Annotated in this window: 17 protein-coding genes; 12 read left to right on the top strand and 5 right to left on the bottom strand. The window is 64.5% G+C overall.

Going from position 1 to position 19,927, the window contains the following annotated elements:
* Positions 1-7 precede the first annotated feature (7 nt).
* On the bottom strand, positions 8-511 hold the full coding sequence (locus BM357_RS07535; protein ID WP_245783885.1) for a MogA/MoaB family molybdenum cofactor biosynthesis protein: 504 nt from the start codon (positions 509-511) through the stop codon (positions 8-10).
* Between the two features lie 116 nt (positions 512-627).
* Here BM357_RS07535 and BM357_RS07540 point away from each other — a divergent pair, with 116 nt between their 5' ends.
* Positions 628-1,452, top strand: a complete 825-nt coding sequence (locus BM357_RS07540; RefSeq protein ID WP_074951200.1) for a dienelactone hydrolase family protein — start codon at positions 628-630, stop codon at positions 1,450-1,452.
* A 117-nt stretch (positions 1,453-1,569) separates the two neighbouring features.
* Here BM357_RS07540 and BM357_RS07545 read toward each other — a convergent pair whose 3' ends face one another.
* Together BM357_RS07545 and BM357_RS07550 are read right to left on the bottom strand one after the other, a co-directional pair.
* Positions 1,570-3,351 (bottom strand): DUF4179 domain-containing protein, encoded by a 1,782-nt coding sequence (locus BM357_RS07545; protein WP_074951202.1) that lies wholly within the window; start codon positions 3,349-3,351, stop codon positions 1,570-1,572.
* Between the two features lie 14 nt (positions 3,352-3,365).
* The gene (locus BM357_RS07550; RefSeq protein ID WP_074951204.1) at positions 3,366-3,965 is read right to left on the bottom strand and encodes an RNA polymerase sigma factor; all 600 of its coding nucleotides are present in this window, start codon (positions 3,963-3,965) and stop codon (positions 3,366-3,368) included.
* 211 nt (positions 3,966-4,176) lie between these two features.
* Here BM357_RS07550 and BM357_RS07555 point away from each other — a divergent pair, with 211 nt between their 5' ends.
* Positions 4,177-6,711 carry a hypothetical protein gene (locus BM357_RS07555; RefSeq protein ID WP_074951206.1) on the top strand — a complete coding sequence of 845 codons (2,535 nt, stop codon included), beginning with the start codon at positions 4,177-4,179 and terminating at the stop codon, positions 6,709-6,711.
* Positions 6,712-6,773: 62 nt separating this feature from the next.
* Entirely contained in the window at positions 6,774-8,513 is a 1,740-nt protein-coding gene (locus tag BM357_RS07560) for a phospho-sugar mutase (RefSeq protein WP_083430281.1), read from the top strand.
* 99 nt (positions 8,514-8,612) lie between these two features.
* Here BM357_RS07560 and BM357_RS07565 read toward each other — a convergent pair whose 3' ends face one another.
* On the bottom strand, positions 8,613-8,819 hold the full coding sequence (locus tag BM357_RS07565; protein WP_139234616.1) for a cold-shock protein: 207 nt from the start codon (positions 8,817-8,819) through the stop codon (positions 8,613-8,615).
* 261 nt (positions 8,820-9,080) lie between these two features.
* Here BM357_RS07565 and BM357_RS07570 point away from each other — a divergent pair, with 261 nt between their 5' ends.
* On the top strand, positions 9,081-10,550 hold the full coding sequence (locus BM357_RS07570; RefSeq protein ID WP_074951208.1) for a hypothetical protein: 1,470 nt from the start codon (positions 9,081-9,083) through the stop codon (positions 10,548-10,550).
* Positions 10,551-10,601: 51 nt separating this feature from the next.
* Here BM357_RS07570 and BM357_RS07575 read toward each other — a convergent pair whose 3' ends face one another.
* A complete protein-coding gene (locus BM357_RS07575) occupies positions 10,602-10,859 on the bottom strand; it encodes an aspartyl-phosphate phosphatase Spo0E family protein (protein WP_074951210.1) in 258 nt (85 codons plus the stop codon).
* Between the two features lie 287 nt (positions 10,860-11,146).
* Between BM357_RS07575 and BM357_RS07580 the strand changes: the two genes are divergently transcribed.
* The 8 genes from BM357_RS07580 (at position 11,147) to BM357_RS07615 (ending at position 19,165) form a co-directional block, all read left to right on the top strand.
* Positions 11,147-11,905, top strand: a complete 759-nt coding sequence (locus BM357_RS07580) for a WecB/TagA/CpsF family glycosyltransferase (RefSeq protein ID WP_074951212.1) — start codon at positions 11,147-11,149, stop codon at positions 11,903-11,905.
* A gap of 135 nt (positions 11,906-12,040) precedes the next feature.
* Positions 12,041-12,259 (top strand): alpha/beta-type small acid-soluble spore protein, encoded by a 219-nt coding sequence (locus tag BM357_RS07585; RefSeq protein ID WP_074951214.1) that lies wholly within the window; start codon positions 12,041-12,043, stop codon positions 12,257-12,259.
* A 260-nt stretch (positions 12,260-12,519) separates the two neighbouring features.
* On the top strand, positions 12,520-13,716 hold the full coding sequence (metK, locus tag BM357_RS07590) for a methionine adenosyltransferase (protein ID WP_074951216.1): 1,197 nt from the start codon (positions 12,520-12,522) through the stop codon (positions 13,714-13,716).
* Between the two features lie 248 nt (positions 13,717-13,964).
* Positions 13,965-15,080, top strand: a complete 1,116-nt coding sequence (locus BM357_RS07595; RefSeq protein WP_175511479.1) for a sensor histidine kinase — start codon at positions 13,965-13,967, stop codon at positions 15,078-15,080.
* The gene (locus tag BM357_RS07600) at positions 15,077-15,727 is read left to right on the top strand and encodes a response regulator (protein WP_074951221.1); all 651 of its coding nucleotides are present in this window, start codon (positions 15,077-15,079) and stop codon (positions 15,725-15,727) included. Before BM357_RS07595 ends, BM357_RS07600 begins: the two co-directional genes overlap by 4 nt.
* A 180-nt stretch (positions 15,728-15,907) precedes the next feature.
* Positions 15,908-16,342: a glycosyltransferase family protein gene (locus tag BM357_RS07605; protein ID WP_074951223.1), complete on the top strand. Its 435-nt coding sequence runs from the start codon at positions 15,908-15,910 to the stop codon at positions 16,340-16,342.
* A 491-nt stretch (positions 16,343-16,833) separates the two neighbouring features.
* Complete coding sequence (locus BM357_RS19805; protein WP_245783891.1) at positions 16,834-17,370, top strand: DUF5317 domain-containing protein; 537 nt, start codon at positions 16,834-16,836, stop codon at positions 17,368-17,370.
* Positions 17,371-17,836: 466 nt separating this feature from the next.
* Complete coding sequence (locus tag BM357_RS07615) at positions 17,837-19,165, top strand: bifunctional diguanylate cyclase/phosphohydrolase (protein ID WP_175511480.1); 1,329 nt, start codon at positions 17,837-17,839, stop codon at positions 19,163-19,165.
* Positions 19,166-19,927: the final 762 nt, after the last annotated feature.

Consider the following 19,927-nt stretch of genomic DNA (forward strand, 5'->3'; position numbering starts at 1 on the left):
GCCCTCTCTACTCCTGGTGCTGGGTGCGGCCGGCGAGCAGGTCCAGCGTGTGCCGCAGGACGGGGGCGACCACCGCAAGACACTCATCCACCGCCTTCGGGTTGCCGGGCAGGTTCAGGATCAGGGTCTGCCCTCGTGTCCCCGCCACCTGGCGGGAGATCATCCCGAATGGGGTCTTTTTCAGGCTCTCCGCCCGCATCGCCTCGGCGATACCGGGCACGATCCGGTCCACCACGTCCAGGGTCGCCTCCGGGGTGACGTCGCGCGGACCGAGGCCGGTGCCGCCCGTGGTCACAATCAGGCGGATGCCCTCCTCGTCCGCCAGCCGGCACAGGAGCGCCGCAATCTCTTCCCGCTCATCGGGCACCGCCACGCGCACCGCGACGGCGAAGCCCATGCGCGCCAGGGCCTCTTCAGCGCGCTGTCCGCCGATGTCCGTGCGGAGGCCGCGGCTGACCGAGTCGCTGACCGTGATCACCGCCGCCCGCGCTTGATCATGCGCCATGTCCATCCTCCCCTCTCCTTTTGAGCCCATGTTACCCCATCCGCTTCCGGATTGCGCACAATCCGCTTCCTTCGATACAATTTTGTTTGGATATCCGAAATGTCCCCAGGGAGGGATGCGCGGTGAGTTTGATCACGCAGTGGGTCCGGTACGGAGATCAGAACGAGTACAGCGGCTACCTCGCCAAGCCCAGGCGGGCCGGGGGACCGTTGCCGGCCGTGATGGTCATCCAGGAGATCTGGGGGGTGGACGCCCACATCCAGGACGTGGTGGAGCGCTTCGCCAAGGCCGGGTATACGGCGTTCGCGCCCGACCTGTACTCGCGTAACGGCGAGCGGCCGGCGGTGTTGGCCTCCGACCGCATCGAGGCGGTCAAGTCGTTCCTGGACAGCCTGCCGCCGTCGGCGTGGCATGACGCTCAGGCGAGGGAAGCGGCGTTGGCGAGACTGCCCGGCGAGGAAGGAAAGCGGATCCAGGAGACCTTCACAACCCTCTTCGGCGGGCTGCAGGTGGACAAATACATGCCGCAACTGCTGGAGACGGCGGCGTATCTGCGCACTGGCTGCGAGCACAGCCAGGGGCAGCCGGTGATGTCCATCGGCTTCTGCCTGGGCGGCGCCCTGTCCGCACGGTTGGCCTGCCAGGACGAGGCGTTGAAAGGCGCCGTCATCTTCTACGGCCACGCGCCCGATCCCGCCTTGGTCTCCGGCGTCCGCTGCCCGGTGCGCGGCTTCTACGGTGGGCTCGATCACCGCATCACCGACCAGGTCCCCGGCCTGGCCGAGGCGATGCGCGCGGCGGGCAAGGACTTCCAGTACACGGTCTACGAAGGCGCGCAGCACGCGTTCTTCAACGACACCCGCAGCGCGTACCATCCGGAGGCCAGCCGGGATGCGTTCGCGCAGGTGCTCGGGTTCTTCAACGGGATCGCGAAAGCTGGCGCGTAAACGCCTTGCGGCGGTTGGCGGTGCTCCGCGGTTCCCCGCAGCGCGCCGCGGCCACGCGCAGGGCCGCGGCGCGAGGACGGCGAGTGGGGCGGCCCAAGCGGCGGGCCGCCCCCGCTGTCAACGGGGGATCACCGGAGCCGCCCACCAAGCCTGCGCCACCTCGGTCACCAACCGCTCGAGCGCGGCTTCGTCCAGCCCCTGCGTCTTCCCCGGCACCGGCGCCACCTCGATGCTGCCCCAGGACGGATACAGGTACAGGACGGGCACTCGCAGGGTCGCCGTGTGCGCAGGATCCATCGTCCGCACCACCCACAGGTGCGTCGCCATGCCCTCGTATTGCCCTATCCTCGGTCCGTCCACGTTCGATCCCGATGCGCGCGCCATCGATGCCCGGTACACCGCCAGGCTCTCCGACGCCGGAATGAGCGACCACAGCGTGCGCGTCTCCGTCACCGTCAACGTCACCCCCGCGGCGTTGGTCAGCGTCAGCTGCACCGCGTACGGCGTGGTGCTCCGGTCGCCCGACAGCGGCGGGCGAAAATCCGGCGTGACGGACACCTGAACGAGGCGCCATCCGGCCGGGACGCCATGCACGGGCAGGCCCGAGAGGCGCGCGGCGGTGACCAGGCTGGTGCCGGTGTAGATGTCGGCGTCCGGCGCGCCTTCGGCCAGCGGACCCGTCTGAGTCGTGGGCGCCGGTCCCCAGTGGGGCTGTTGGCCGGACCAGTCTGGTTGGCGCCACGGCAGCCGCCAAACCCGGCCGTCCGATTCCACCACCAGCGTGTAGACGCCCGCCCGGGTGAGGGGCGGGAACTGGGCCGCGATGCGGTCGCCGGATCGGGCCACCGCCGTGGGGCGCACCGTGTCTCCGTTCGGCCCTTCCACCCGGTACCGGGCGAAGTGCCCCGAGGTGTCCGGCGGGAGACCGTCGGCCGAGAGATCCATCCAGGTGCCGCTGGCCGTCGTCCGCACCGAGGTGAGGGTGAGGGTGGTGCCGCCGTCCGCCGCGCGCACGGCGGGGTTAAGCGCGAGCACCGGGGCTTGGGCGGGCAGGGCGACAAACGGGATGTCCCACGGGCCCGTCACCGTGCGGAAGGTGCGGGGACCGAACGGATCGCCTTTGGCCAGGGTGTCGCCGACGGCCTCGACGTGCAGGGTCAGGTGCACACCCAACGTTCGGAGCCAGCCTGGGAGGGGCGGGAAGACGATGTACCCCAGGTTCCCCAGCCCGTCGATCTCGGTGGCGTCGTGCGGCCACCCGAACGGATCGCGCAGGGTCACGCGGTACCGCTGGGGGACGGGAGGCTGTCGTCCCGACAGCGCCGCATCGGCGGACGCGCTGGCGTTGTCGGTGCGCACCTGCCAGGGCTCGGTCTCGACGGTTCCCTGTGGTGCCGCCGGGCCGTCGATGCGATAGACGACGACGGTGCGGTTGGCGTCCGCGTAGACGTCGAGCATCGTCAAGGTGACGCCGCCGTGCGTCGCCGAGAGCTGCACCGGTTGGAACGCGCCCTGCTGGAACAGTGGCCACAGACCCGGGTCTCCGCGCAGCACCTCCCCCTCGGCCGCCGGGGACTGCCCGTGCAGCGAGGCGGCCGCCGCGATGACCCAGCGCGGGGCGAAGTGGTTCACTCCGGCCATCACGACGGCGGCGCCCGCCAATCCGGCCACGCCCCGCATCGCCCAGCGGCGGGCGCGCGGCAGGCGCTGCGCGGCGCCGCGCCCGCTCGCTCCGTTCGCGCTCCCCCTCAGCGATGGGGTGGGGACACGGGAATCCTCCAGGCCCAAGCGCTCCGCGATCCCCGCCCACAGATCCGCCGGCGCCGCATACCCGGCCTGTCCGGCCTCGGACCGGTAGTGCTGCCGCAACCGATCTTCCACAGACGTGCGCGATGACATGGCGCCGCCTCCCTTCACCTGTTCCGTCTTTGTGCGCGTTCCGTCGCGCCGCCCGTTCCGGCGTCTTCCGCGAGGTGCCGGCGCAGCTTCGCCAGGGACCGGTGGATGCGCGTCGCGACCGCTCCGGGCCGCAGGTTCAACCGGCGGGCGATCTCATGGACGGCGAGGTCGTCCCCGTAGCGCAGGGCGAGGATTGCCTGGTCCAAGGGGGACAGACAGTCCAGCGCCTCGCACAGCGCCGCCCCGTCGGCGTCCCGTGCCACCTGGTCCTCCGCGGGCGGGGCGACTCGCCCGTGGCGCAAGGTCAAGCGCTCGAGGTGCTCCGGTGCGTCGGCGATGGGCACCTCGCGGCGCCACCCGCGCCGGCGCCAGTCCAGGTGCGCCCGCCGGAGGATGGCGTGGAGCCACGGTGTGAGACGCTCCGGGGTCCGCAGCTGACGGCGATGGCGCCAGGCGCGGACGAACACCTCCTGGACCAGATCCTGGGCGGCCGCGGGATCGTGCGTGAGCCACACCGCCAACCGATACAGCGCAGGGCTCTCCCGTTCGACGATGCGCCGGAACGCATCGGCATCCCCCTCCAGGAAACCCCGGACATCCTCCAGTCCCGCCAACGGCTCCGCCCTCCTTCAAACGCAAGACGCTCCATCCTGCGGTTTTATTACAGCGGTTGGATTCCATGGGGACAACATTCGGACTCTGTCCGCCGTACCAGACCGTTACCGGATGGAACGTTTCGCCATGCAAGTCGTGACAGGATTCTCGCGCCTCTCTGTGGAATTCCGATAGCAATCCGCTTCAGGAATACACGTACGGAGGCGTGCCATGACGTCCAGACGACAGTGCAAATCATCCATCCGGCGCGTGGCTGCGGCCGTCACGGCCGCATTGGCCATGCTGCCTTCGGGAACTGGGCTGGCGCAACCCCTGCCCGCACCGCCCGCCTGGTCCTCCTCGTCGCAGGTGCCCCTGGCCACGGAGGCCGCGATGGCCCCGCTTCATTCCCTTCCGCCGATTTCCTCCGCGTCCGTGCAGACCGCAGATGCTTCGGCCACGCCGGGATGGACAGTCCGTCCGGCCGTCCAGAAGGCCGCGGCGACGGTGCACGACGGCCCTGTGCTGGTGGCGGGATCCGCCTGGCGCACCGTGCCGTACCTCGTGTACGGAGGGACCACCTATTTCGGGATCTGGTACCTTCAGCAACTGCTCCGGGCGTACGGCATCGACTCCGGCTGGAACGGCACCCGGTTGACGTTGGCGGGCTTCCCGAAGCCCGTCGCGGCCACCGTGACCGTGTCCGGTTCGCCCGCGCCCGGGGTTGGCGCGCTGTGGGTTCAAGGGCAGGCGTACGTCGATGTCAGCGCCATCGCGCGGCAGGCGGGCGGCACGGTATCGGTCTCGGGACAAGCGGTGTCGATCACGCTGCCCCGCGCCGCCGCGCCTTCGCCGGTGTCATCGGGCGTAGCCCGTCCCGTCGCCCGGACGGCGACGGTGCACCCGGCCGTGAGTCGGGCGGTCGCCGTCAGCGGATTTCAAGCGAACGGCGAGGTCTACGTCGGGTCGCAGTTGTGGCGGCGCGTGCCCGTAGTGTACAGCGGCGGCACCAGCTTCTTCGGCGTCTGGTATTTCCAACAGTTCCTCCAGGCGTACGGCATCCACAGCACGTGGGACGGAAAACAGCTGGCCATCGACGACCTCCCGCGGGTGATCCCGCAGGCGTCCATCACCGTCGACGGCGCGGATCCGCTCTCCGGGGCGGCCGTGGCGTGGCAGGGGCATTGGTATGTGCCCGCCTCGGCGCTGACGGCGGCGGGGGTGCCGGTCGAGGTGCAGGTGGACGACAGCGCCGCCGGCCCGGGCGAGGGCGCAGCGGGCGGCGCGGATCCCGGCGCGCAGGATGGAACAGCGGGCGGCCCGGGGACATCCGCCAACCCGTCCGGCGTGGCGAGCGGCCAGACGGGGCCGCTGGTGACCCTCCGCGGGCGGCTCGTGTTTGACGGAGCGTCCTATTCCGTCCAGCAGATCTCGCTCCGTGACGTGCAGACGCACGCCCACTATTACACGGATGTCCAGGCGGACGGGTCGTTTTCCATCCCGGTGCCTCCCGGCCAGTACGAGGTCTTCGCGGCCATCGGGCAGGGCGAGGCGGTGTACCTGTTGCAGCCGTTCACCGTCCCGGCGGGATCGCCAGGGCAGCAGGCGTTGGACGTGCACCTGCCCGCCCTGCCCCAGGGGTCCCGGCTGGCGGTGGCGCATGCCGACGTGATCGCCTGGGATAAAGGCGTGTCGGCCATGGACCTCCAGTCGGTCGCCGACCTCTTCGAGCACGTGTATCCGGAGGTCGCTTCCGCCACGGGATTGGCAGAACAGAGCCGCATTCAGGTCACCCTGTACAGTTCCGCGGACGCGTACAAGCAGCACTTTCTCCAGGAGGGGTACTCGGCCGGGGAAGCGGCTTCGCTGGCCGAGAACTCGGTGGCGGCCGAGGAGGGGCTCAACCAGATCAGCGTGTTGCTGCCGGCCCTCCATCAGACGGACGGCCTGAACGTGATGGTGCACGAGCTGACGCACGCCCTGGTGGCCACCGTGTCCAGCGCCATCCCCAGTTGGGCCAACGAGGGGCTCGCCTGGGAGATGGGCGTGGACGCCGAACTGGACGGCAGCCAGGACCCGGTGCTGACCAGCGCCATCCCGTGGTCCAATTGGATGGACACCTTGACGCACCAGCGGGCGGGGGATCTCCGGCCGCTCGGCCAGGCCGACCCGCTGGATACCGCCTACAACGTCGAGCTGCAGGACTACTGGGCAATGCACCAGTTGATCACCCGCTTCGGCCTGCCGGCGGTGATGCGGTATGTCCGCGCGATTGATCACGATCCCGACGCCTTCTCACACACCTTCGGGATGTCCTTCGACGCCTTCGCGAACCAGGTGCAGGCGAGTCTCGCCCAGCAGGCGGCCCAGTCCGACGCGGGCTTCACGATGCGGCTCGCGGTCCTCGCGGGCGGCCCGGACACGGTGTACATCACGTCGCCGGCCGGGCGCGCCTTTCAGGTGTCGGGCCTTGCACCAGGGCACACGTACGACATCACCTGCCGCGCAGACGGGACGGTTCAGGCGGCCGCCGGGCTGCGGGTGGCGGCCGCGTCCGGCGTCGGCGGGCCCGACGGGGTGTGGTTCGTGCAGTTGAAGACGAGTGGAAGCCTGCCCTGGCAGGGCATCGCGCTGGACGACCAGTTCGGCATCCCCTATGTGGTGCAAGCGGTGCTGTACGATTCCGCCGGGCAACCGGCCCACGCCTATCCGGCCACCGCTGTCTCGGGCGGCCTGCAGGTGGTGGGGCTGACGCCGCTGCATTGACGTGAACTGGACGCGGCTCCCTTCAGACGATACACTTTTAATCGGAACTTGAAGGGAGGGCAGTGGCGTTGGACGCACAGACACGGTATCAGACTTGGCGGGCTCATGCGGGGCATCCGTCCGACATCGAGCGGGAATTGGCGTGGTTGGCTGACAAACCGGAGGAGATTGCGGAGCGGTTCGGTTACGATCTCCGGTTTGGCACGGGCGGCCTGCGCGGAATCCTGGGCGCGGGCACATCGCGGATGAACGTGTACACCGTCCGGCGGGCGACGCTGGGGCTGGCGCGGTATCTTCAGGCGGCCATCCCGGACGCGGCGTCGCGCGGTGTGGTCATCGGTTACGATTGCCGGCGCATGTCGGCCGAGTTCGCGCTGGAAGCGGGGCGCGTGCTGGCGGCGGCTGGGCTGAAGGCGTATGTGTTCCGCCATCTGTGCCCGACGCCGGAGTTGTCGTTCGCGGTGCGGCGCCTGAAGGCGGCCGGCGGGATCATGATCACGGCGAGCCACAACCCGCCTGAATACAACGGATACAAGGTGTACGGCGAGGACGGGGGCCAGATCCTGCCCGACGTGGCGGACGCCATCACGCGTGAGATCGAAGCGGTGCAGGACTGGTTCTCCATTCCCCTCGCCGACCCGGCGGAGGCGGAGCGGACCGGCCGCCTTGCGTGGGTGGGCGACGAGATGGACGAGGCCTACGTGAAGACGGTCGTCGACGCCATTCGCGTGGCGGGCGTGGAGGACGCGGATCGGAAGGCGCTGCGCGTGGTGTACAGCCCGCTGCACGGCACGGGCGGGAAGCCGGTGGAGGCGGTCCTGCGCCGGGTGGGCTATACCGACCTGCACCTGGTGGCGGCGCAGATGCAGCCGGACGGCGAGTTTCCGACGACCGCCAGCCCGAACCCGGAGGAGCCGGCGGCGCTCGAGCGGGCGCTGGAGACGGCGCGCCAAGTGGGAGCGGACATCGCCATGGCGACGGACCCGGACGCGGATCGCGTGGGCGTCGCGGTCCGGCTGCCGGACGGCGAGTACCGGCTGCTGACGGGCAACCAGACGGGGGGCCTCCTGGTGGACTTCGTGCTGGGGCAGCGGAAGGCGGCGGGGACCTTGCCGGCCGACGGGATTGTCTTCAAGACCATCGTGACGTCGGAGCTGGGTGCGGCCATCGCGCGCCAGTACGGGGTCGCGGTGGAAGACACGTTGACGGGGTTCAAGTACATCGGGAACCGGATTGGCCACTATGAGCGAACGGGCGAGCGGACATTCCTGTTCGGGTACGAGGAGAGCTACGGCTATTTGGCGGCGGATTTCGTGCGCGACAAGGATGCGGTCCAGATCTGCCTGTTGGTGGCGGAGATGGCGGCGCATCACAAGCGCCGCGGCAAGACCTTGGTGGACGCCCTCGAGGAGTTGTACCGGCGGGCGGGGTACCACGAGGAGAAGTTGGTCAGCAAGACCCTGCCGGGCCTGGACGGCCTGGAACGCATCCGGGGCCTGATGGCGCGCTTGCGCGAGCGGAAGGACGGCCTCGCGGTGGACGGGGAGCAGTTGCTTTGGACGGAGGACTACGAGGTGCTGCGGCGGCGCTACACGGACGGCAGGGAGGAGGCCATCGACCTGCCGCGTGCGGACGTGCTGCGGTACGGGTTTGCCGGCGGATCGTGGCTGGCCGTGCGCCCGTCGGGGACAGAGCCGAAGATCAAGTTTTATCTCGGCGCCCGGGGCGATTCGGAAGCGGCTTGCCGGGAGACGCTCGCCCGCATGCAGCGCGCCGTGGACCGGGTGCTGGCGGAGGCGTGACGTTCGGCGGCACATGGCGCGGCGAAGGACGCCGACGGAAAGGAACAGCGGCAAAACAAAAACGCCCTGCATTCGCAGGGCGTCTTGCGATCTCAGACTTTAGAACGACAGCTTGGTGACGTTGGCCGCCTGCGGGCCGCGCTGTCCTTCGACGATGTCGAACTCGACGCGCTGGCCTTCTTCAAGAGTACGGAAGCCTTCGCCGTTGATGGCCGTGTAGTGCACGAACACATCGTTGCCGCCTTCCACCTGAATGAAGCCGTAGCCCTTCTCCGCATTGAACCACTTTACTGTACCTTGCACAATACTGCCCCCTACTGAAGTACCGTTCATGCACTGGCACAACCGAATACCATCCGTACTCTGGCCAAGCACTTGCGTTACTCGTTAGATTTGGGAATACCCACACCAATCATAACGTGGTGTTTCAAAAAAGTCAATACAACGACCGTGAAATGTGGATGCCAAATGTTTCAACAGCGCCGGCGGCTGTCGAAACTGGTATTGTAGGGATGAAGCGCACCGCCGTGTCCAACCATCATCTCCGGGAAGGCGAGGTGAACGCAGATGGCGAAGCGGTCGGACCGGGTATTCCATATCACCGTGACGGTGTTCGCGCTGGCCCTGACGGCCGTGTCCGCCGTCACCCTCGAGTATCAGCACAATCCAGAGCGGGTACGCTCCTGGATGACGCCGTTCACCCACGTCTCTCCCGCGCCGCCGGTGCGCAATCAGTCTAGCCCGCACCCGGAGGCCAACGCAAACCGGACGACGGAGACCCCCGGGCATACGGCGCCCGCGGGATCGAAACCGGTCACGCCCGGCTCGGACAACACCGCGGCCAACGAACCCACGCTCGACATCCGGCCGGCCGGGGACGACGTGTCCGAGGCGGATGTCGCGCGGGTTCGGCAGCTGGTGGTCAGCCACCGGATGACCGACACCATCTCGAACGCGTTGCAGATCCGGCTCAGGCGGCCGATTCACCTGTATGTTGCCCAGTCCGCGGCCGATTACAAGGAGGCCCTGAAAACGCTCGGCGTGTCTCCCGAGCAGGCGCAGCGTTTCAGCCGCGATACCGGCGGGTTCACCCAGGGGGACAACGTCGTGATCCCGCTGTACCAAAACAAGACCGATGCCGACCTGGCCAACACCCTGGCGCACGAGTTGACGCACGTGTACCTGAACGCCGGCGTCGGACCCGAGTTGCCGAGTTGGGTCAACGAAGGATTGGCGGTCACCCTGGGGATGCATTTTCAGCAGGCGGTGGCCAGCGGGATCGCATACGACGGGTACGCCAAGCAGATGGCCGAAAGCGTGCTCGACGCGGTGAAGAAGGGCCAACTGCTGCCGCTGACGGACGATGAGGACAAGGTGCTGGCGGGAGACGCGGCCTATGATCTGGAGTTGCAGGATTGGCTTGCCGTGTCCTGGCTCGTGCAGCAGCACGGCTGGAAGGCGTGGGCCGATTACTTGAACCGGATCAACACCGGAATGGATGATGGGGACGCTTTCGCCAAGACGTTTGGCGTGGCCGAGCCGGTGTTCAATGATCAGTTCACGCGGCTGCTGCAGTCCGCCGCGGACCAGGCGGACGCCGGGGTCCAGGTGACGCTGGAAGTGCCGGGCCAGTTCCGCGGATACGCCCGCATCCTGCAGCACGGGACGCAGACCTGGACGGGATTCGAGCTGGCTGGGGGCGTCAACAGGTTTGTCGTCACCCCGTCCGGCCAACTGCAGGGTCCAAAGGCGACGGAGCCCGCCACCGATCCCAATCCTCCGGACAAGGTGACGCTTTATATCGATCTCGATCCCACCACCGACCTGACCTACAACGGGCAGCCGGTGGAAAACAGCGGGTTTGCCATCGACTACCACTACGGGATGTACTCCTTCGTCAATGCCTGGGTGACGTACCAGAACGGGAAGTCGGTGTATTTGCAGGACCCCGCTCTCTTCGGCGTGCGGCTCACCGGCCTGCGTGAAAACGCAGAACTTCCCCTGATGCCCCTGCTGTCTGTCCCGGTGCCGGGTTGAACCTGACGGCGGGCCGCCTGGCATTCAAGATGAAGCGCACGCATCCGTGCGTCACTGTGCCGCGAAGGCGTATCCCGTCGAACCTTGCCTGGTCGTCGTATTGTGGGGTGAAAAGGTGAAACGGGTGACGATGGTCGCTGTTGAAGTGGCTTGACTGAGGATCGACTTCCAGTATTTGTTGAGTGCTCTGTCCAGTGCTTGGCTGGCCTGCAGGACGACAGGGTGTCGCAGATCTCCGCCGCACTCCTCAAACACCCTGTGCATGGTCGCTCGGAGTCGTTCAATCTCCCGGGCCGAAGCCTCGTCCACGGGGGGCCCTCCTTCCTGACTTTCCCTCGCGTCCGAACGCTGTATATACAGTCGACGGACGACCACACGCTTTGAAATTGTAATCATGTCGAGCCATGTCTGCAATTCAAGATTTTCGACACTGCCGCGCGATGGCTGCCGAATCTAATCGAAATCCGCCGACCGGTGTCAATCTCGGTCGGACGCCGCCGAAACTTGTTTTCTTCGGGTACGTTACAATGTTTATGATGCACAAACCGGTCGCAGACCAGCCCGGCGGGGTTCGGTTTGCGACAGATGGATGAGGGATGTGTGTGAAGGGATGGAGCACCCTGCCCGAGCACGACACCGTGGCCCACGTGCTCGGCGTGCGCTTCGACTGCCTGACCCGGCGGGAGGCGGTGGAGCGCATTCTGCAGTGGATGGATGAGGGCAGCCGGCGGATGGTGATCACCGCCGGGCCTGAGTTTGTGATGATGACCGAACGGGATGGAGAATTGAAACAAATTGCCCGCGCGGCCGATCTCGTCACACCGGACGGCATCGGCGTGGTATGGGCGGCCCGCAGGCAGGGCCACCGGGTCCCCGAGCGGGTGACCGGCGTGGAGCTGGTGGCCGAGTTGCTCGACACGGCGCAGGCGCGCCGCCTGTCGCTGCGGGTGTACGTGCTCGGCGCCCGCGAAGAGGCCCTGCAGGCTTGCCTCACCCGTTTCCGCCAACGTTATCCGGAACTGACGTTCGCCGGCCGCAACGGATACTTCGAGGCCAGGGAGTGGCCCGGTATCCTCAGCGAGATCGAATCGTTCGGCCCGAATCTGTGGCTGGTGGGGCTCGGCCAACCCAGGCAGGAGCGGCTGATCTTCGAATCGTTGGGCGGTCTTCCGCCGTGCGTGGCCATCGGCGTCGGGGGCAGCATCGACGTGTGGGGCGGCGTCGTCAAGCGGGCGCCCGCGGTGTTCCGGAGGTTGAACATGGAATGGTTGTACCGGCTGTTGCGCCAGCCCTCCCGTTGGCGGCGTCAGCTGGCGCTGCCCCGGTTCGCCTGGCGCGTCCTGCGCGGCCGCTGAGTCGAACCGTGCACCACCGATTGACCGGTTCTCCAGAAATTCAACCGGGTTATTCGCGGCGAGCGGTGCAGACTAGAGGTACCGGAATGGCTCCCTCGAGGAGCTGGCCGGCCACATCTGGGGGAGGTGCGGCAGATGCCGAGCAACAACAAGAAGTTGGTCGCTGCCGCGTATCAGGCGCTGCACGACATGAAGTACGAGATCGCGGCGGAGATTGGATTGTCGGTGCAGCCGGGCAGCGGGGAGGACTACTGGGGGCAGGTCACGAGCCGGGACGCGGGGCGCTGCGGCGGACAGATCACGCGCCGGTTGGTGGCCTTGGCGGAACAGGCGCTGGCAGGCGGCACCGTCTGAACCAAGCCGTCTGAAGCAGATTTGGAGCGATCCCGGACAACCGCACACGATGTGTTCGCCTCAAGGGAGCGGGACGAAGGTCCCGCTTCTTTGCTTCCATCCAGATTCCATCCCGCGCCTGGCCTGCACAGCCGTCCCTGCAAGGCCGCCCAGGAATCGTTCATTGACGTGCCCGGGCGATTATAATACCATATTCCTTGATTTTTTTGGCCGTAGGACAGGTCCACGGCTGCACCCGGGAGAGAAGGAGGGGACATCCCGTGGGCAAGCGCTTGTTCACTTCCGAATCGGTGACGGAAGGGCATCCCGACAAGATTTGTGATCAGATCTCCGACGCGGTCCTCGACGAAATCCTGGCCCAAGACCCGTACGCGCGGGTGGCGTGTGAGACGGCCGTGACCACCGGACTGGTTCTGGTGGCCGGGGAGATCACGACCACCTGTTACGTCGACATACCGAAAGTGGTCCGGCGAACAGTCGCCGAGATCGGCTACACGCGTGCCAAGTACGGTTTTGACGCAGAGACGTGCGCGGTCATCACCTCCATCGACGAACAGTCGCCCGATATCGCCCAGGGCGTCAACCAGGCGCTGGAGGCGCGCGCTGGAGAAGCGTTGGATGTGGAGGCCATCGGCGCCGGCGATCAGGGATTGATGTTCGGCTTCGCCTGCGATGAGACGCCGGAGCTGATGCCGCTGCCCATCTCGCTGGCCCACCAGCTGGCGCGCCGGCTGTCTGTCGTGCGCAAGGACGGCACGCTGCCGTATCTGCGCCCGGACGGCAAGACCCAGGTGACCATCGAGTACGACGGCGATCGACCGGTGCGCGTCGACACCATCGTCATCTCCACTCAGCACGACGAGCACACCGATATCAAGACCATCACCGCCGACATGCACGAGCACGTCATCCGCGCGGTGGTCCCGCCGGAGTTGCTCGACGAACGGACGCGCTACTTTATCAATCCGACGGGCCGCTTCGTCATCGGCGGGCCACAGGGCGACGCGGGCCTGACGGGCCGCAAGATCATCGTCGACACCTATGGCGGCTACGCCCGGCACGGTGGCGGGGCCTTCTCTGGGAAGGACCCCACGAAGGTCGATCGCAGCGCCGCCTACGCCGCCCGTCATGTGGCGAAGAACGTCGTCGCGGCGGGGCTCGCGCGCAAGTGCGAGGTCCAGCTGGCGTACGCCATCGGCGTGGCACAGCCGGTGTCCATCTCGGTCGACACGTACGGAACCGGCGTGATCGGCGAGGATGACATCGTCTCGCTCATCCGGCAGCACTTCGATCTCCGCCCGGCCGCCATCATCCGCGACCTGGAACTTCGTCGCCCCATCTACCGCCAGACGGCGGCATACGGGCACTTTGGCCGCAGCGATCTCGATCTCCCGTGGGAGCGTACGGACAAGGCCGAAGCGTTGCGCCAGGCGGCTGCCGCGTACGCCCGCGGCTGAGAACGAGAAAATTTCTGCGCAGGACCCCCACAACGGGGCACCTGCGGATCGAAGGTTGTACCATCACCCTTACCCCATGGAATGGCGCTCGCCGATTGGACGGGCGCCTCTTTTTTACGAAAATCCGGATGGCCTGCGCAGAATCAGAACGGCAGGAAATGGGCTTCAAGAAATCGAATGGTTTCTAAAACACTCCTATCCTGCCGTGAAGGGGCGTCGTGCTTCCTTTGGAATCGCGGATATCTGCATTGAGAGCAGCGATTGACAAAACGCTGGCGGCGATCTCGGAGGGCCGGGATCAGGTCGAAGCCATCGCCCGGAGCACCCTGGACGAGGTGAAGCGCTTGGAGGAAGAGCTCGCCCGCGTTCAAAGCGAGTGCGCGGAAGCCATCGAGCAGGTCGAGCGCCTGGAGCAGGACGCGCGCCTGGCCCGCCAGCGGCTGATGCTGGTCAACCGCGAGTTTCAACGGTACTCGGAGCAGGAGATGCAACAAGCCTACGAAGAGGCGCAGGTGCTGCAGGCGGAGTTGGCCCGCTGGCGCGAGCGCGAGGCCCAATTGCGCTATTGGCGCGACGACATCGCGCGGCGGCTGAAGGGATTGCACGCCACGGCGCGGCAGGCCGAGGTGCTGCTCCACAAGTTCCGCCACACCACCGAGTACCTGACGGCCGAGTTCGGGGACGTGGCCGGTGTGCTCGAGGCGGCGCAGGTTCAGTCCTTGCTCGGCCTGCAGGTGTTGCAGATGCTGGAGGAGGAGCGGCGGATGCTGGCGCAGCGGCTGCACGACGGCCCGATGCAGGCGCTGGCCAGCGTGGCCATGCGGATGCAGGCCGCGCCGCCTGGCCGGGTCCCGCAATCGGTGGCAGGAGAGGTTTGGTCGCGGTTGAATCACGTGATCGCCGAGCTGCGCCAGCTGGTGTTCGACCTCCGCCCTCCCTTGCTCGACGACCTGGGTTTGGTTCCGACCTTGAAACGGTACGCGGAGCAGTGGTCGAACCAGACCCACGTCAAATCCCAAGTCCAGTTGGTGGGCCTGGAGGTGCCGCTCACCCAGACGGAGAAAGTCACCGTATTCCGCGCGGTCCAGCAGTGCCTGGAGAACGTCGCCCGGCACGCGCGGGCGAGTGCGGTGTCCATCGTGCTGACCTTTGGGCCCGATAGCCTGCGGGTGAAGGTCGTGGATGACGGGGTGGGACTGCAGGAGGCAGACTGGCTGGGGTGGCTGGAGCAGGGGAAGCTGGGGTTGACCTTATGCCGGCAGCGGCTCAGCGTGATCGGCGGATCGATGGACATCGGCGCCGGAGAACGGACGGGCACTCAGGTCACCATCCAGTTGCCCATCTCAAGGGGGGACACGGTATGACGGAACCCATCCGGGTGGCCATCGCAGACGACAACGAGAATTTCCGCGAGACTTTGCGCGAGGTCCTCGAGTACGAGCCGGACCTGCAGATTGTCGGGGTGTGGCGCCACGGAGCGGACGTGTTGCTCGGGCTCGAAGAGGTCCGGCCGGACGTGTTGCTGCTCGACATCAACATGCCGTTTTTGAACGGGGTGGAGACGACCAAGCAGCTCCAGGTCCGCTATCCGGAGGTGCGCATCATCATCCTGACGATGCACGACGACGAGGGATACGTCTTGGAGACGCTCAAATCGGGCGCCTCCGGGTACCTGGTCAAGGACGGCTCGGTGTCGGAAGTGGTCCGCGCCATCCGCGAGGTCGCGGCCGGCCGTGCGGTGGTCCATCCGCAGGTGACGCACACCGTCATCGCCCAGTTCCAGGAACGCGCCGAGATGAGCGAATCGTGGCGCGGATTGTTGACGGAGCGGGAGATGGACATCCTGCGCGAACTGGCCAACGGCAAGACCAACGAGGAGATTGCGACGGCGCTGAACATCACGACGAAGACGGTGAAAAACCACATCTCGAGCATCTTCAACAAGCTCCACGTTCAGGATCGGACGCAAGCGGTCGTGCTGGCGATGAAAAAACACTGGTTGCCATCGTGACACCGTGATCTTGTAAGGGCTGGCGCCGTGGCGGCGATTGCGGCGGTGGTTCCCGTTGTGGCTCTCGCTGTGCCTTCCGCTGCGGCTTTCGCTGTGGCTCTGAGGCTTGGTCCGCGCGCCGCCTCCCGTCCGGTGGCGTCCTCCCCTGCGGCGCATATATTGCAGCAGGGGGTGAGGGCGGTGGTCGCGGCTCTTTTCTTCTGGGCACTGGCCGTCTACGGCGCCTTGACGGTGGTGCGGCAGGTGAGCCGTCGCCTGAGACGCCGGATCCGGCAAAATCTGCATCCGGTTGCGGTCGTGTTGATGGTACAGAACTCCGAGGCACACATTGAAGGCGTCCTGCGATCCATCTTCCTCAGCACCGCACTGGGTCAACGGGAGTGGCGGATCTTGGTCTTCGACATGGGTTCCACGGACGACACACCGCACATCGTCCAGCGCATGGCGATGCAGCACGACGGGTTGGAATACGTGCGGATCGAAGAAGAAGGTGAGTTCGTCCAACAGTTGGCGCGGGTCTGCGCCGAGGGCGGCCTGGTCGGCTGCATCTACGACCTGCGCGTCAGCGGGATGCTCTGCGACGTGGCGCGCGACATCCGCCTGCTCTGCGGGTAGGAGAGCGTTTGGTATGTGCGGGTTAGGCTCGGACATGGGGAAGATTGGTGGAGAATCGGGACAAAAGTCCTATGTGAGCAATCTAGCATTCTTCCTAGAAGCAGGGATATAATTTTGGCATCGGGGTGTGACTCCTGCAGCAATCATCGCAGCAACGGCTTGTCCTCACTAGCATTATAGCAGCGGTCTGCTTTTGAGGTCCTGCGGGGATCATGAGTGAGGCAGGCGACTCATTCAACCCAGCACACGTCACAGCACTCAGAATGGATGATTCCAATTCTGAGGAGGAACCACCGATGCAGAAGATTAAGGCTGGACTCATTTTTGGGGCAATTGTGTTGTTTTCCATTGCGGCGCAGGCTGGTGTTGGTGGCAACCCGGGAAGCTGGTAACGTGCGAGGGGCCGGGCAAGACTCGGCCCATTTTTCGCATTAATCGTTGTCGAATGAGGTGGGATTTTGGCATTCCAGGTACTTACCATCTTCTCGGGTATGCTCATCGGGTGGTTTCGCAGAGGCAGCCTGTGGTCGATACCCTACGTTTCCCTACGGTTAGTGTGGATTCTTCCGTTAGCGTATCTGAGTCAAGTCGTGTCTATTCACCATCTGTGGGGAGTTTGGTATGAGCTTTTTCTGGTGTTCAGTTACATATTGTTGATCATCTTTTGTGGGATCAACATACGGGCACCAGGAGTTATTTGGGCGATGGCCGGAACGATAGCGAACTTAGCCGTGATGGTCTGCAATGGTTTGCGAATGCCCGCTTATATTCCGGCAGTGCAAAAAATGAATGCCGCATTGGTTCCTCTTTTGGAAGAAGGGACCTACGGTAAGAGCGTGGCTATGTCCACGCATACACACCTGAATTTTCTCGGTGATATCTTTTACTTTGATGTACCGCCTGGGAGCTTGATTAGCATTGGCGATATTCTGATAGCTATTGGCATCGTTATATTTATTCAACACGCGATGCGTTCGGAAAGAAGGGTTCGTTCGAGTGGCGACGGGCAACCGAACACTACTCAGTAGCATGGGGATTCTGTATGCGGTTGTACTGTGGGTGGCCGTTGCCACGTGGGATAAGGTAACTCAGCCGGAAGTTACCATTCCTGATTGGGTTGTTCTGTACAGCTTGACGGGTTTCCTTTTATTGGTAGAACGGTTTTATATATTGGTAACGAATGACGAACGCATAAATCTAGAATCTGTGTATCTCATTGGGTTCTGCCTCGTTTATCCAATCGGTGTCACCGCATGGGCAGGCCTGCTATACGCGTTAATCTCGAGCATCAGATATAAACGTCATTGGCATACCCAACTTGTGAACGGTACGGTATGGACTCTCTGTGCCCTTGTGGCGCAGCGTACATATGTATTACTGAGTGGATCGAGTTTATTCACCCCAAATCAACTGCTGGCTATCATTGGGTTCAGCTTAACGTACTTTGTCGTCAATGTAGTGTTGCTCAGTGTGTACTTCGGACTGAGAAAAGGTTTGGCGGGCATTCGCCTTTTTTTTCAAAGCATGGGCACCCGGTTTTTCATCGTCTATGCCGTCACCGTGATGATCGGTATCCTGTTGGCGGTCGTACTGCAGCACTCCGGCCTGGCAGGCGCCCTGTTGTTCACGGGGCTCATCCTGCTGGTGTCGTACACCTACCGCGACTACTTCAAGATGGCCAACCACTTCAAAGAGTTGGCCATCAAGGATGAGCTGACCGGGCTGCACAACCACCGGTACATTCAATCGTGCGTGGACCGACTGATTGAGGAAAAGCGTCCGTTCGCGTTCCTCATGATGGATATTGACCACTTCAAACGCTACAACGAGGTCTGGGGCCACGTACGGGGAGACGAAGCCCTGAAGAAGGTGGCGGACGTGTTGCGCGAGCGGCGGCTGCCGGGTGAGGAAATCGCCCGGTACAGCGGCGAGGAGTTCGCCATTGTGCTGCCGGATTACGACCTGCCGCAGGCCCAATTGAAAGCGGAGTTGCTGCGCCGCGCGGTCGAAGAGACCAGTTTTCCGGGCGCCGAACGGCTGCCCGGCAAGCGTGTGACCGTGAGCATCGGCGTAGCCCATTATCCGCAGCAGGCCAAGGACAAAAAGGAACTCATGGTGATGGTGGACGACGCCTTGTACAAAGGCAAGTTCACCGGCCGAAACAAGGTGTCCTTGTACACCTCCGTGCTCGACGAGATGAAAAACGATCTCGCCGTGCAGGAAGAGGACGAGGAGATCATCCGGACCATCAAGGTGTTTCTTGCGATTCTCAACTCGAAGGATCGATACACCTACGCGCACACTGAGCGCGACGTCATCTATGCCACTGCGCTCGCGCGCCGCATTGGTCTGCCGGAGCACCAGATCCGTTACCTGCGGTTTGGCGCTTTCCTGCACGACATCGGGAAGGTCGAGATTCCCATCGAGGTGCTGACCAAGCGGGGGCCGCTCACCCGCGAAGAGTGGCAGATCATGAAGAGCCACGTCGAAATCGGGGTCAACATCGCGAAGCCCATCCGCAGCTTGGCTCCGTGTCTTCCAATCATCCGCCATCACCACGAACGGTTTGACGGCACCGGGTATCCGGACGGCCTGAAAGGATATGACATTCCGCTCGAGGCACGCATCCTCACCATCGCCGACAGCTTCGATGCAATGACGACCAGCCGTCCGTATCAACGCAAGCGTTCCATGGAGGAGGCCTTCGTCGAGCTGAGGTCTTGTGCGGGACGGCAGTTCGATCCGGAGTTGGTGGAACCATTCATCGAGGTGGTTCAGGAGATTGGGTTGCTGTCGGAGGACGCCGAGGAGACGTACGCGTGAGATCGGCGGGTGAGCAGCCGTAAAGGCATCGAATCGGATCCACATCGCGCATCGCCGGCTTGGGGGCCGGCTTTTTGTACATCACCCGCCCTTGCGCGATGGTCCGACGGGGTGTCTCCGTCCGCAGTCAGGGCGGTTAAAACAAATTGTGTTTCATTGCCGGACTGGGCGGGGGAATAACGACACATTCGCGTCTATGTCGTCAGCCCAGGGGACCAATCGCCATGGTTTCGTACGTATCCAGCCATACGGACGGGATCGACGGCATGAATAAAACAATTCTTTCATCTTCAATTCGATCCACCCGAGCCCCGATAACATGGTGTTACTACTACGCTATTTTGTCCGAAGGTTGACGGTGTCTGATGTCCTGATTCTGACGAAGGCAATGTCCGAGTCAAGCGGTTGCTCCACTTTGGCTGGTCATGGTGACGAGCTAAAATGTCCGATTTCGGGCCTACAGGTGACATAAGATTGAATGACGACGCAAATTGTCCGTTTTAGTGCATTCTGGGGACGGCCTGGACATTGACGCTCGTCTTGCCGAGGGAACTATTCCCTCTTTAGCAATGGGCTCTTCACTCTAACGAGGGGATTAGGACCAACAGTCCATGAGTTAGGGCCGAATCCACAAATGCGTGGATTCAGCCACCGTAACCAGTATGGGTGTTAAAGTCTCAAGTAGTGGTGTAAAATCCGTCGTTCACAATTGACGACGAAGCCACCGTGCGTGTCTACTAGAAAGTGACGCAACCAACTAGT

Source organism: Paenalicyclobacillus macrosporangiidus (assembly GCF_900116805.1).
GTDB lineage: Bacteria > Bacillota > Bacilli > Alicyclobacillales > Alicyclobacillaceae > Alicyclobacillus_H > Alicyclobacillus_H macrosporangiidus.

Excerpts from the sequence above, each read along its gene's own strand:
- BM357_RS07535 (WP_245783885.1), bottom strand. The coding sequence starts at position 511 with ATGGACATGGCGCATGATCAAGCGCGGGCGGCGGTGATCACGGTCAGC.
- BM357_RS07545 (WP_074951202.1), bottom strand. The coding sequence starts at position 3,351 with ATGTCATCGCGCACGTCTGTGGAAGATCGGTTGCGGCAGCACTACCGG.
- BM357_RS07555 (WP_074951206.1), top strand. The coding sequence starts at position 4,177 with ATGACGTCCAGACGACAGTGCAAATCATCCATCCGGCGCGTGGCTGCG.
- BM357_RS07570 (WP_074951208.1), top strand. The coding sequence starts at position 9,081 with ATGGCGAAGCGGTCGGACCGGGTATTCCATATCACCGTGACGGTGTTC.
- BM357_RS07580 (WP_074951212.1), top strand. The coding sequence starts at position 11,147 with ATGTGTGTGAAGGGATGGAGCACCCTGCCCGAGCACGACACCGTGGCC.
- BM357_RS07585 (WP_074951214.1), top strand. The coding sequence starts at position 12,041 with ATGCCGAGCAACAACAAGAAGTTGGTCGCTGCCGCGTATCAGGCGCTG.
- BM357_RS07600 (WP_074951221.1), top strand. The coding sequence starts at position 15,077 with ATGACGGAACCCATCCGGGTGGCCATCGCAGACGACAACGAGAATTTC.
- BM357_RS19805 (WP_245783891.1), top strand. The coding sequence starts at position 16,834 with ATGCTCATCGGGTGGTTTCGCAGAGGCAGCCTGTGGTCGATACCCTAC.